The sequence below is a fragment of the Paenisporosarcina sp. TG20 genome, assembly GCF_000286315.1.
Classification (GTDB): Bacteria; Bacillota; Bacilli; order Bacillales_A; family Planococcaceae; genus Paenisporosarcina.
The window spans coordinates 1-13,105 of the sequence record NZ_ALJG01000242.1 but is presented as its reverse complement, the minus strand read 5'-3'; the positions used below and the strand labels follow the sequence as shown (position 1 = coordinate 13,105).

Genomic DNA, 13,105 nt, shown 5'->3' with positions numbered 1-13,105 from the left:
AAATCATAACCGGAAACCAAAGTCGATACTATGTTCTTGTTTAAAGGACCGGGCGTACTTTGCCCGGTTTTTCTTAAAAGATTTTAGATTTAGAGGCTCTTGTTACCCAACAAACAGTTGGATTTCAATGCCGGATGGGTCTATTACTGAAAGATAGTCGTCTTTAGTTAATATGGATGAACCGATATTGGCTAATTGAGTGACAACATCTTGTCTTACTTTTTCACTTGGATAAACAATTGAAAAGTTTTTCAGTCCTAATGTCTGTTCATTGCGTTTAATCGAACTTGGCTGCCCCCAAGTATTGAGAGCCATGTGATGATGGTAACTATTTGAAGAAACAAATAATGCTTGAGTTCCGTACCGATTAACCACGTCAAATCCTAACCCGTGCACATAAAATGTTTCTGCGTCAGTTAAATTAGCAACGCGAAGGTGTATGTGACCCATCACTGTTCCTTCAGGCATACCACTCCATATTGTCTGTTCTGAACTTGCCATGAGACTCTCTATATCTAGAGGGTCAATGGTCATTTCAACTTGGTTATTTTGCCAAATCCATTGATCAGGGCTTCGGTCGTAATAAATTTCGATGCCGTTTCCTTCCACGTCATTAAGATACAGTGCTTCACTCACATTGTGATCTGAAGCACCACTGAAAGGATGACCAGAACTGTGAATGTGTTTGAAAACTGCCCCAAGTTCTTTCTTTGATGGCACTAAAAAAGCCATGTGGTAAAGGCCAGTTTCACTTGGAAGGTGTTTGCTATGACCTGACGATTGTTCAATTGTTAAAATTATATCTTGTCCATTAGCCGTAAAATTCACGACTGATGGTGTTTGATTAAGGATACGTAGACCAAGCACATTTTTATAAAAAGTAGTTATATGTGAAGGGTCCGCTACATTTAAATGGACATGCTTTGTATAAGTAGATGGGGATTGATGGAATGTCATTTTAGTACAACTCCTTTTCAAGCTGTTTCATTAAATTTGTTTCTTAATAAAAGCTATCTTACACTATGTATCTTACAAGATAAAGGCGAGCGTTTGGACGTATAAATACTTTGTGTTAGGGCAAAACTTGAGAAATAGAATAGCTTTCAACGCCAAGGGAAGTGATCAGTAAACATGTGGAGACGCAAAAAAGAATCGGTTTTAGAAAGTAAGGAGAAATCATCACCCAATGGTGCTCAGTCAAAGGATGAAAAAGTTACCCTTGTAGCTATTAAAAATGCATTTGGTGATATAGATGATGCAGTTTTCAAAGATTATCAAACAGCGAATGGTCTTGTGACAATTATCTATTTGAATACTCTAATTGATTCTACAGTTTTACATAAAACTGTGATCTCACCAATTATGAATAATAGCGATCAATTGATACAAGTACTTGATCATGTTATATCCACGGATCTTCGTACCATGCTCATGGAAATTTCAGACGGAAATACACTAATTTATCTCCATGAAGAGCAACGTTTTTTTAAAGCAAGCACATTTAGTCCACCGCAACGGTCCATAATGACATCAGAAATCGAATCGACTGTACTTGGTCCTCAAGATTCATTTACGGAGTCTTTGAAAACGAACTTATCTCTAATAAAAAGACGAATTCATCAGCCTGGTTTGAAAAGTAAAGACCGCGTCATAGGAAATGAAACGAATACGAAAATATCAATCATGTATATGGAACATATCGTCAATAAAGAAAATCTTCAACGTCTGGAGCAACGAATAAAAGAAGTTGATGAAGCAAATCTTTTATTTATTGATATCACGATACTAACACAGTTAATTGAAGATAATCCCTTTTCTCCATTTCCTCATATGGGTATGACCGCAAGACCAGATCTAGCTGCTCATTTTTTATTAGATGGGCGTATTGTTGTAGCCATGGAAAATAGTCAAAACATGTTGGTTTGTCCAGTCTCATTTCTCGAAATGTTTAAATCACCAGAAGACTATTACAGCAGATGGACAACGGCGACCCTCCTGAGACTAATTCGACTTGTAGGCTTTTTTATTACCATCATGTTAACGCCTACGTATATATCTGCAGTAACTTATCATCCAGGAATTATTCCTTTTGATTTAGTACTGATACTGGAAGAATCAAGAAGCAAGGTACCATTTCCACCTGTCATTGAAGTACTTCTTATTGAACTAATTATAGAGGTCTTAAGGGAGGCAGGGGCCAGACTCCCAACGAAAATTGGTCAAACGATTGGTATTGTAGGGGGTATTGTAATTGGGACCGCGGCAGTTGAAGCAGGTCTTCTCAGTAACACACTGATTGTTCTTGTCGCCACTTCTGCATTATTGTCATTTTTATTACCAAGCTTTCTAATGAGTAATTCTAGCCGTGTAATCCGCTATATTTTTATTCTAGCAGCCGGCTTATTTGGATTACTTGGTCAAATGCTTGCACTTGCTTGGCTAGTAATCCACTTGTTAAATTTGACTTCATTAGGTACACCATATTTAGCACCATTCATTCCAAGAAAGTTGTCAGATTTATATGACACTGTTATTCGTTTTCCATTGAAGTTTATTCAAAAAAGAAAAGGAATTTCTAGACCACAACAAGAAAATTTAGAAACTAAATAGGCAGGTGAAAAGAGTGGATGCAACTAAAAAGAAAGTGTTAAATGGCTACCATGTAGTATTTTTGGTGCAAAATGTAATCATTGGCACGGGTTTATTGTCATTGAATCACGTTTTAAGTCCTGTAGGTTATAGTCAATGGTGGTTCCCTCTTCTTTTTGGCGTAATTGCAAATATTACACTCTTCCCAATGATTTGGCTTGCCCTAAAGTATAAAGATGAAGACTTGTTTGACATAAACGTAAAACTACTTGGGAAGTGGATCGGGAAATTTATCAATATTATATTAATCGTTTATGCCCTTTTGATATTTATGATTGTCATTCAAAACTATCTCTCACTTATTCAAATTACTGTACTTCCGAATCGGGCAATCACATTTCATTTACTTATTATCATGGTGTTAACGGTCTATATTGTATATGGTGGGATTAAATCTATTGCGAGATTTTGCATCTTCACCTTTTTTTTTGCAGGGACGCTTACTTATTCTTTAAGATGGGGCTTGATGGAAGGGAACATTAGTCACCTGCTACCGCTCTTTAATTTCTCATTTTCAGAATTTATGGAAGCTTTTCATGCAGGTTATGTTTCAATGATTGGATATGAGCTGCTTATGGTGTACTTTCCTTATATTATTCACCAGAAAAAAGTATTCAAGCAAGCTTCTTTGGGAATATGGATAGTCATTTTTTTTTATTTCTCTGTTTCAATTGTATCGGTCATGTATTTTTCGGAATGGCAACTTGAACATTTGTTTTATCCAATTCTCCAATTATTTCAAGCGGTGAAAATTTCGATTATTGAACGAATGGATGTGATAGGTATAACCGTTTGGGTATTTTTAATCCTATCAACGGTTTCTGCTTATCTATGGATGGCGAAGAGAGGTATTGACTCTGTCCGAGGTAAAACTAGTAAGTATCATTTGTATGCATTGGCTATTTTTTGTTATATAATCCTTAGTTTACCTATTTCTCAAGCAGTGAAAAAGACGGTGTTTGAGAATATAACTTACGCATTTTATGGAGTCGTTTTATGGCCTTTATTTCTATGCAGTATACATTTCCTAAGAAAAGAGAAGAAAGAGGTAGTCAAGTGAAAAAGAATATAATTTGCATTATTATTTCTTCTCTTCTACTAGGTGGTTGTACAGAAATTGTTCAAACTCCGTTAGAAGACTTAGGGTTGATTAGTGTCGCAGCTTTTGATTATGTTGACGAAAAAAAGATGAAAATGACGGTCATTATGCCACAGTCTGCTGAGGATGCTAAGAATCCAACGCAAGTCTATTCAGTAGAAACAGAATTGGTACAAAAAGGACTAGTAGAAATTTCGTCAAAATCAGATAGTACTGCTGCATTAAATCAACTTCGTGTTGTCCTGTTTAGTGAAGAAATGGCCAAAACAGACCAAATGCATAAAGTGATTGAATATTTATACAATAATCCAAAAGTGACGACAAGGACATTTGTGGCTGTGGTCAAAGATTCGGCAGGAAAATTACTGGAAAGTGAATATCCGGATAAAGCGAATAAAAGTATTTATATGAACAACTTTTTTAATAAGAGACAAAATGTCTTATTTAATCCATTTAAAAACATACATGACTTGATTTATGATCTCCACAATCCGTTAGTTGATCCAGTAGTAGTGTATGTTGAATTAAAAGAAAGTTTAATAAATATAGATGGAATAGCTGTATTTAAAGATAAAAAAATGGTAGATATCTTTACAAGAGAAGATGCAAAGTCCCTTCAACTATTGTTGGAAACAAATAAGATATCTTCCTTGTCCTTTGTGATTGATTTAGACTTAGCTGAAGAAAAAATATTTATGAATTTCCTTAGGGTTAAAACTAAAATAACATCTAACCATGATATAGAGTCACCCAAGCTAAATATTTCTATGAAATTGAGTGGTCAATTAAGTGAATATGAAGGGAAAAAAGATTTAGGTAATAAAAGTGAAGTAGCTAAACTTGAAAAGGAGATAGAAAAAGCAGTCGAGGATGACATGAAAGAATTCCTTCAAAAATGTCAAGAGCTATCGGTAGATCCTATAGGACTGTTTGAATCTTTCCGTATGCGTTATAAAGGTGATTGGCCAAGTGATTTAAAGGACGAATTATTGGCGAAAGCGGAATTTGAAGTTGATGTTAAATTGGATATAACGACTAGTGGAGCGATTACAAAAAAATAAGTTTATTTCCTTTTAGATTTTAATCCGATTGATGTCTGTAATTAGTACGATTATATTAAATTTCTGAAACTTCCCGTTTCATTAAACGTATTAATAATTGACACTTGAATTTAAGGGGGAAATGAGATGTTTAAGAAATTAGCAGCGGAAGCATTGGGTTTATCCGATATCGGAATTGTAGTACCAAAAGCTGATTTTGATAAAACAGAGGCTGACGATTTTGTGATGCATGAATCTGGAGAAGAAATATTCTTTTTAATTAAAACAAAAGCAGATGAATATTGCTTCACGAATAAGGCTCTAATTCATGTGGACGGCGCAAATGCCATTAGTAAAAAACGAACGCTCAAACGCTATGAATATGCGTATAACCCCATTACTAATGTGGAGCTAGAAACAGCTGGAACAATCGATTTAGATGTAGAAATTAAATTTACGATTGGCAGTACTCCATTAACTGTTGATATTCACAAACGATTTATAGCTGAAATTAAGGATTTATATAAAGTATTATTTGCGGTTTCTCTTGAAGTGAAAGATAATGAGAAAAAATATGTCATTGCAGAAAATAGCTTGTCACACGCTTCTCAATCAATGGGCCGCTTGGGTAATAACGAAGTAACTCCAGCGCAATCATTTGAAAGTATTACACGTTTCGCTAACGACTGGATGCACGAGAGTCGCTTGAAATATGTTAAGAAAGATTTCAAAGACGTGTTTCAACTATACATCAATCAATAAACAGAAACTGTACTTAGCCGTCTACCTCATATGAGAAGAGACGGCTTTATCGTGTCTACATAACACATAAATAAAAGGTAATTCAGGTGATTGTAGCAAACTAGTTCTTATCGAAAGAGTGGAGGAGTAAACATGTGTGGACGTTATAGTTTGTTTGCCGATTTTCAGGAAATTGAGGACCGATTTGGGGAAGCGACATTTGATATCGAAGAATATGAAGTAAACTATAATATTGCTCCTTCTCAAATGATACTCGCGGTAATTAATGATGGAGTGAAAAACCGATTAGGATATTTACAATGGGGTCTTATTCCGCCATGGGCAAATGACGTGAAAATCGGTTATAAGAAGATTAATGCACGAGCAGAAACGGCGCATGAAAAACCAAGTTTTCGTAAAGCGTTAAAAGATAAAAGATGCTTGATTGTTGCCGATTCCTTTTATGAGTGGAAACAAACGGAGGATCGAAAAATTCCGATGCGCATCAAAATGAAGAATAATGAGCTTTTTGCGATGGCTGGGTTATGGGAATCATGGAAATCTCCAAATGGAAAAATCGTTCACACCTGTACAATCTTAACAACTGAACCCAATGAGTTGATGTCAAGCATTCACGTCAGAATGCCAGTCATCCTAAAACAAGCAGACGAACAAAAGTGGTTAAATCCTACAATGAAAAATACAGATGACTTAAAAAGATATATGATACCTTTAGAAGACGGTTTACTTGAAGCATATGAAGTGTCGGACAAAGTGAACTCACCAAAAAATAATGAACCACAATTAATTGTAAAAGTGGGGGAATAAAAAGTACGAAGGGGATCAGTACTAAATATTGTGGCCCTTAAAAAGCATCGGAAAGAATAGTGGTGAGTGATGTGAATATAGTAAAAACAGGCAGACTCCTTATTCGGTATATAAATACGGAGGATGCAAAATTCATGTTAGATCTCTTTAATGAACCAGATTGGATTAAATACATTGGTGATCGAGGCATACGAACAAAAGATGCGATGAAAACTTACATTGAAGATGGACCTATGACTATGTATAAAGAATACGGCATAGGATTATACGCAGTTGAGTTAAAAGAAAAAGGGATACCAATAGGTATTTGTGGACTTATTCACCGTGATTTTCTAAAAGATGTAGACCTAGGTTTTGCTTTTTTATCAAAGTATTGGGGGAAAGGATACGCTTATGAAGCTACAAATGCTATCCTGAAATATGGTGCTGAAGAATTAGGCTATCGCCGTGTCGTAGCTTTTACATCTCTTACGAATGATAAATCTGCTAACCTTTTACTAAAGCTAGGAATGAAAGATGAAGGATTGATAAAGTTCGTTTCCACAGCAGAAGATATGAGGTTGTTTGTTATTGATTCAACCTTAGCAGCAAATTAATATTTTATAAGGTACATGGTATCCCAATTGGCTTTTGGCAACTTTTAAGAGGTGCCAAGACCACCTGGGAAATTTCGGGATATGTGTTGGTTACGACATTTCACCCCTGAGCAACTTCATTATTAGATTGGAGATTTGAATAGGTTTATCAAGCCTTATTTACCAATTTCATCGTGCAAAGGTTGAGTTTAATAGAACAATAAAGTGGATTGAAATGAGAAGTCAAAACTCATTTCAATCCACTTTATTTAGACACCAGGAACCCAACCGGGATTTTTCAAAATTCGATTCCATAAAGGAGTAGGCATTACTAGCTCTTGTTGATTATTAATATTTAGTTTCGTTACGATTTCTTCTTCATGACCTTGTTCAACTTTCTGCACCCAATCCGGATCAATTAATAGCTCACGACCTAGACCAATTAGTGGTATGCCAGAGGTTAAGGCAATACGTGCATCTTCTGCAGAATAAATCGAGCCAACTCCGATGACAGGAACGCGATTACCAACAGATTCTTGAATGATTTCTATGCGAGAACGAGTATCTACAACACCTCGATTTGGAGTTGACCAGAAATCCATTAGTGAAACATGGAGGTAATCCAAGTTTTTATTCGCTAATTCATCTAGTAACACTAATGTGTCGGACATTGTAATACCAGGTGTATCAGGTTCTTCAGGTGAAAAACGGTAGCCAACGATGAAAGGACTGTTAGCATACTCTTTTACAACACGTTGAACTTCGTCAACTACAGCTAACGGGAACGTCATGCGTTTTTCTAATGATCCACCAAATCGATCCGTTCTCCTATTGGAGTGTGGAGAAAAGAACTGTTGAATTAAATAAGTATTGGCACCATGGATTTCCACACCATCATAACCAGCTTCGATAGCGCGACGAGTGGTTTCTCCAAAGTCGTGAATAATACCTTCAACTTCTTCTTCCGTTAGCGCACGAGGAACAGGCTTCCCCTCAGCCTCATAAGGAATATTACTGGCACTTACTACATCTCCATTAGGTGCAATATCAACAGGAACTTGACGCCCACCATGGAAGATTTGCAAAATAGCTTTCGCGCCTTGTGCTTTAATTGAAGTTGCCAAATGACTAAGACTTGGAATCATCTCGTCCGTATGTCCGGCGAATTCTCCATGAAATCCTTGTCCATTAGCTGTAACGTATGTACAAGCAGTAATAACCATGCTTACACCTTTTGAACGACGAATGTAATAATTAACTTCGTCGTCAGAAACTGTTCCATCTGGATTTGACGAATAATTGGTCATAGGTGCCATAATGACTCGGTTTTTTAATAGCACACCATTTGGTAATTCAAATGGTTCTAGTAGTGGTTCATATTTTTTATTACCCATATGTCGTAACCTCCTGTGTCTAAAGAAACTTGTACTAAATCGTGCAAAGTTATAATGTCACTTTATGCCTTCTTATTCACTATAGTCAAAAATAATGTCTTTTTATATGGAATAATAGGGGAATAGTAAAGAAAAAAGGATTTTCGACGTGTTAAATGGAAGGTATTGTGATATTGGTAACCAAGTTAAGCAAGTAGGTGAAATTGAAAATTAGAGTTTAAAAGTAATTTCATAAGAAAGTTCGGAGGAATCATATTGAAAAAATACTTAATCATTAGCTGTCTCCTATTTCTAGTTGGCTGTTCCAATGGATTAGATACATCTCAGTTAATTGAAACACAAGCTGATAAAGACGAATTCATAAAGTTTTACGATGCACCTTCTGTTGAAATTGCAGTAGATGCTTTGCCATATGAAGTTAATTTACCTGAGGATCTTCCATTCGAAACAGAGGGATTTAAATCCTTAGGTATTACGGATATTGGTGGAAAAGGTCAAAATCCTGAAGCTATATTTATGGCGATGGGTGAAAGTGAACACAATCTTTACCTCACGACCACTTTGGCAAACATTGAATATCCGGAAAGCCAACCGGAAAAATTAACACTTGATAATGGTTACATGGGTTTCTTCCAAGCACCCAATCATCTGGATGTGGTCGTTAAAGATGTCACCTATTTGTACACTTTGACCATGCCTGGGGTGCAAGAAGAACAAGTAAAATTAGAGTTACTGAAACTAGCTGAACAACTATCCGATTAAGTGATTTGTCCACCAAGGTTGATATAGAAAGCATGTACACAGGGGTTAGCAATTTATCCACTGTTCTGCTTTTTACACTCTTGCAGTTTTAATTGAAGTGAAGAATTTTGGTCGCAATTTCAAAGAACATTGGTGTCCCTAACACAGGTAGAGAAGGGGATTATAAAAACCTTTTCTTACGCAGAATTGCTATAGTTTAAAGAAACTATCAAATCTTAAATGAAATAAAAAGAGGCCGAAATTGTATCTTCGGCCATATGCTTCCTTTAAAGTTTGTGTTATTTAACTCGTCCACCAAAACAAATTACTATATTCGTTTGGGTTTAATGAGAGCGACGAACACAAACCAGCAGCAAGACAGACGATTAAAGTGACTAATTATTTCAATCTCTGTCTTATTCTTGAGATTATGTGCACAAAGTTTGCTACCTCGCGCGAATCCCAGATCGATACAGTATGAAAACTCCTCTTTTAGCTGAAACTTAAATTAAAACATTAGGACTTAAGACTTTAAGTGTACTTGATAAATCGCTTAGAAGAGGAAACTCGTAAATAGTTCACTACCTTCAGATCGATCATTCCACGTTGCTGAATGCGTTCATCAAAATTTTCAATTAAGTGATAGGACTGAATAGCATCTAATAGGTCGTCATGTTCAGCATGGTCTCTTTGCAAATGACCATTCTCGAATAATAGATCTTGAATCTCTTCTGCCAGAACTCCGTCTATAGGAACGACGTCTTCAGGTATGGAGGGTTCAAAATAAAGTTGATGCAGTTTTAATAATCTTGTTAACTCTTGAACTGGTTCTTCATGATCATCAACACGAAGATCAATATAGCGATCATTGTACCCACCATAACTACCATTTTCCTTTACAATCAATAATGCAGCTGATTGTTTCCCTCGGCTATCTCCACCTGCAACGTCTCCAGCAAGTAAACTTGCAAGTAAACGTTCAGCAAGTGTTCCTTTCGTTTGAAGAAAAGTGGATTCCATAGCTTCAACAGTATGTTGATCCACTAAAATATTACCTTGTATTGCAAAGTTTGAACCAGCAGAACCACCTGCCCATTCATAGCAATCTTCTCCAGTAAAGGTAACACTTTGTCCTTTTGCATTGACAATCCCGACTTGTCTGGAGGCTGATTTATCATCATTTTTAACCAACTCTTCCAAAACTTTTTGTGGGCTCATGTCTTTCTCTAATAGTTCCAGCCCAATTTTCCCATAGTCTAAGTTAGCCCATGACTGGGTGGCAATTGCCCCAACTCCAGCTTTTGCAAAAGGAACGACTGCGCCTACGCTTAAAAACTTTGAGGCAACAGCAATACCTAACTCTTTGGTTTGTGGGTCGAACCCTACAATCGAAAATGTCATAAAAACCCTCCTATTAAAGTATTTGATATTATTATTTACTCATTTTTCGAATTCAACTTAAGGTGCGTGTCTTCATTACAAATTACATATAATACTGCATCAGGAGGAATATCCTCATTCAACCGGCGATTAATATCCATGTGCTGTCTGTCAGCAATTAGTGTTGCTCCTTCTGCCAACAAATTTTGGAAAGCATCTCCATATGTTTTCCAATTCGGATTCTTTTGCACTTTGTACAAGTCCTCACCGACACTTCTACTAATCAATTGCGAAACAATATTGCTGGCATTATGGTGCATTGCAGAACGAACAGCAAGCAGTGATGTAGTTTCTTGAGACAAAATGAATTCATCGATATTTACATGAGAGAAATTAGGAATTTGTTTTTTAGTCATGATTTCCACAGTAGTGTGTACGTGGGGGGCTAATCGTTCCGCTGTAATAGCAATTGTTAATGTTTTCGAGTCTTTTAGGGAAGATACTTGAATCTCGTCATCAGCGAAAATAATAACTGATTTTGCTTTTTTAATGTTCGCTTGTATAAATGTCAATTCGTCCGAAGGGTCACCCTGAACATAATGCACGCGATCTATAGAAATATCCATGGGTGAAGTAGGAAGAGTATCGATAATAACTACTTCAATTAAAATATCTGACGATAATATTTCTTCCACAGCGGTTTCCGTTTTTTTTCCCCAACCAACAATAATAATATGATTTTCATCTGTATATGCCAACTTTCCTTCCTCCTTCCTTTTTCTAAATATAGAGAATGCGTCTACAATTTTACCGATGACAACACCAAGTAACCCAATTCCGAGCAAGTACATAAGTACTGTAAAGAGCCTGCCTGCTCCGGTAACAGGTGAATAATCACCATAGCCAACTGTAGAAAAAGTCGTCATAACAAAATAAAATGAAGTTAATAAATTTTCAAATGTTTCGGGCTCCAACATGTAAATCGTCAGCGTACAAAATACAATAAAGACAATAGCCGCAAACAATATTGATAAATTCTTCATACGGGCTAAGCTAAGTCCTATTCTTATGAAAAAGGGCATTTATATATCTCCAATCAGCAGAATCTTTTGATAAGTTCTAGTTTACACGTATTTACTTAAACGTGCACATAGGTTTGTAAGATAAAAAGATTTTATTGAAGAAAAGAAAAACTAGGCAGGAAATAATAGTGGTTTTAGAGAAATATAGTAGTCAGTGACTGGGAGAGTGATAAGAGTGACCAACATATTAGTAGACGCAGATGGTTGTCCAGTTGTCGATTTAACCATTCAGATTGCACGACAATATAAACTGCTTGTGTATTTGTTCTGTGATACGGCACATAACATGGACCGAGATAGAGCTGAAACGATTATGGTCTCAAAAGGGGCAGATGCAGTAGATTTCGTACTTGTAAATCGAGTGAAGGAAGGAGATATTGTCATTACACAAGACTACGGACTCGCTGCAATGGTTTTAGCTAAACGGGGTCTTGTTATCGATCAAAATGGCCGAGAGTATACAAGTGACAATATAGACCAACTTTTACATAGTCGGCACATCGCCAAAAAAATTCGTCAAGCAGGTGGGCGAATGAAAGGTCCTAAAAAGAGACAGAAAGAAAATAATGAGAGTTTTGAAAATGGATTTAAAGCGTTAATTATCAGAAGCATTAAGAAAGAAGAACTATAAGTCCATGTTGAAAAAGGAAGAAGTATATAAGCTACATACGGGAAATAATCTAATTTGATAAGTGTTCGCGAATTTCAGGTAAATATTATAGGAGAATGAAGTTATTGATTATCGAAAGTACAAAATTTTAAACTAATATGAAATAAAGACTTTTTAGAAAGCATAGGTTAGATGATTTCACTCATACTAAATTGATTTCTTCTATTCAATCTTTAGAAAGAGGTGAAAGGCAATGAGTAAAAAATTTCCATTGGATGAGAAGTCCGAGGAGCTTCATCACAATTGGACTAGACCGAAGAGAGTTAATACACAAGTTAATGGTCATACAGAAGAATCAAAGTCCACTAAAATTTTGAGAACCAGTGCCAAAATTTACCGAAAAGCCTAAAATGAATAAGAAGAAGTTAAAACCCAGAGATTTCTCTGGGTTTTTTTTAGAGATAAAAATGTATCTAAATTTACGGTGTCATGAAACCCATATTCGCGAATTTTTAGTTAAGGAGACTAACATTCTAAAACGGAGAAAAGGCCGAAATAGTATCTTCGACCGCCCCACGTATAAAATCAGTGTCGTTTCTCTCATCAACCCAAATCAAAAATACGATATGCCTATTGGTTGAAGGGTTATGTCGGACGCAAACCCGCCGCAAGATTGCCTTTCATTCTGGTTATGGTGCAGTGGGTAAAGCAACCCGGAAACAAAAGTTGATAGAGTAACGAAACGGAAATCACATTCTATTAACACTCCAATCATTAGTAATTGCTTATAGGACCGGGCGTACTTTGCCCGGTTTTCTTACAAAATAAGATAATATATAAATTTAGTGAGCCATGAATCCAGTATTACCGGTATTTTAAGGAGTAGGTTCTAGTGTAATACCGCTGATTTGCCCTCCAGGTGGACGCTTTCCACGGGGCGGGCGGCGAGTCTCCTCGGGCCAACAG

Annotated in this window: 13 protein-coding genes; 9 read left to right on the top strand and 4 right to left on the bottom strand. The window is 36.3% G+C overall.

Annotation, left to right across the window (positions count from 1 at the left end; all coding sequences use genetic code 11):
* Positions 1–102: 102 nt before the first annotated feature.
* Positions 103–957 carry a VOC family protein gene (locus tag B371_RS0106090; RefSeq protein WP_019413417.1) on the bottom strand — a complete coding sequence of 285 codons (855 nt, stop codon included), beginning with the start codon at positions 955–957 and terminating at the stop codon, positions 103–105.
* A gap of 174 nt (positions 958–1,131) precedes the next feature.
* Between B371_RS0106090 and B371_RS0106085 the strand changes: the two genes are divergently transcribed.
* The 6 genes from B371_RS0106085 (at position 1,132) to B371_RS0106060 (ending at position 6,953) form a co-directional block, all read left to right on the top strand.
* Positions 1,132–2,610: a spore germination protein gene (locus B371_RS0106085; RefSeq protein WP_019413416.1), complete on the top strand. Its 1,479-nt coding sequence runs from the start codon at positions 1,132–1,134 to the stop codon at positions 2,608–2,610.
* Between the two features lie 13 nt (positions 2,611–2,623).
* A complete protein-coding gene (locus B371_RS0106080) occupies positions 2,624–3,709 on the top strand; it encodes a GerAB/ArcD/ProY family transporter (protein ID WP_019413415.1) in 1,086 nt (361 codons plus the stop codon).
* A complete protein-coding gene (locus tag B371_RS0106075) occupies positions 3,706–4,809 on the top strand; it encodes a Ger(x)C family spore germination protein (RefSeq protein WP_019413414.1) in 1,104 nt (367 codons plus the stop codon). The genes B371_RS0106080 and B371_RS0106075 overlap by 4 nt, the downstream gene beginning before the upstream one ends.
* A 126-nt stretch (positions 4,810–4,935) precedes the next feature.
* Positions 4,936–5,550 carry a PH domain-containing protein gene (locus tag B371_RS0106070; protein ID WP_019413413.1) on the top strand — a complete coding sequence of 205 codons (615 nt, stop codon included), beginning with the start codon at positions 4,936–4,938 and terminating at the stop codon, positions 5,548–5,550.
* Between the two features lie 132 nt (positions 5,551–5,682).
* Entirely contained in the window at positions 5,683–6,357 is a 675-nt protein-coding gene (locus B371_RS0106065; protein WP_019413412.1) for an SOS response-associated peptidase, read from the top strand.
* A 59-nt stretch (positions 6,358–6,416) separates the two neighbouring features.
* Positions 6,417–6,953 (top strand): GNAT family N-acetyltransferase, encoded by a 537-nt coding sequence (locus tag B371_RS0106060; protein WP_369751083.1) that lies wholly within the window; start codon positions 6,417–6,419, stop codon positions 6,951–6,953.
* Between the two features lie 248 nt (positions 6,954–7,201).
* On the opposite strand, the gene B371_RS0106055 is transcribed toward B371_RS0106060, so the two are convergent.
* Entirely contained in the window at positions 7,202–8,326 is a 1,125-nt protein-coding gene (locus tag B371_RS0106055; RefSeq protein ID WP_019413410.1) for an NADH-dependent flavin oxidoreductase, read from the bottom strand.
* Between the two features lie 255 nt (positions 8,327–8,581).
* Here B371_RS0106055 and B371_RS0106050 point away from each other — a divergent pair, with 255 nt between their 5' ends.
* A complete protein-coding gene (locus tag B371_RS0106050) occupies positions 8,582–9,088 on the top strand; it encodes a hypothetical protein (RefSeq protein WP_019413409.1) in 507 nt (168 codons plus the stop codon).
* Between the two features lie 510 nt (positions 9,089–9,598).
* On the opposite strand, the gene B371_RS21380 is transcribed toward B371_RS0106050, so the two are convergent.
* The gene (locus B371_RS21380) at positions 9,599–10,468 is read right to left on the bottom strand and encodes a DUF1028 domain-containing protein (RefSeq protein WP_019413408.1); all 870 of its coding nucleotides are present in this window, start codon (positions 10,466–10,468) and stop codon (positions 9,599–9,601) included.
* A gap of 35 nt (positions 10,469–10,503) precedes the next feature.
* Positions 10,504–11,529, bottom strand: coding sequence for a TrkA family potassium uptake protein (locus B371_RS0106040; RefSeq protein WP_019413407.1), 1,026 nt, complete (start codon positions 11,527–11,529; stop codon positions 10,504–10,506).
* A 175-nt stretch (positions 11,530–11,704) separates the two neighbouring features.
* Between B371_RS0106040 and B371_RS0106035 the strand changes: the two genes are divergently transcribed.
* Together B371_RS0106035 and B371_RS22755 are read left to right on the top strand one after the other, a co-directional pair.
* The gene (locus B371_RS0106035) at positions 11,705–12,160 is read left to right on the top strand and encodes a YaiI/YqxD family protein (RefSeq protein ID WP_019413406.1); all 456 of its coding nucleotides are present in this window, start codon (positions 11,705–11,707) and stop codon (positions 12,158–12,160) included.
* Between the two features lie 232 nt (positions 12,161–12,392).
* Positions 12,393–12,548 carry a YpzG family protein gene (locus tag B371_RS22755; RefSeq protein WP_019413405.1) on the top strand — a complete coding sequence of 52 codons (156 nt, stop codon included), beginning with the start codon at positions 12,393–12,395 and terminating at the stop codon, positions 12,546–12,548.
* Positions 12,549–13,105: the final 557 nt, after the last annotated feature.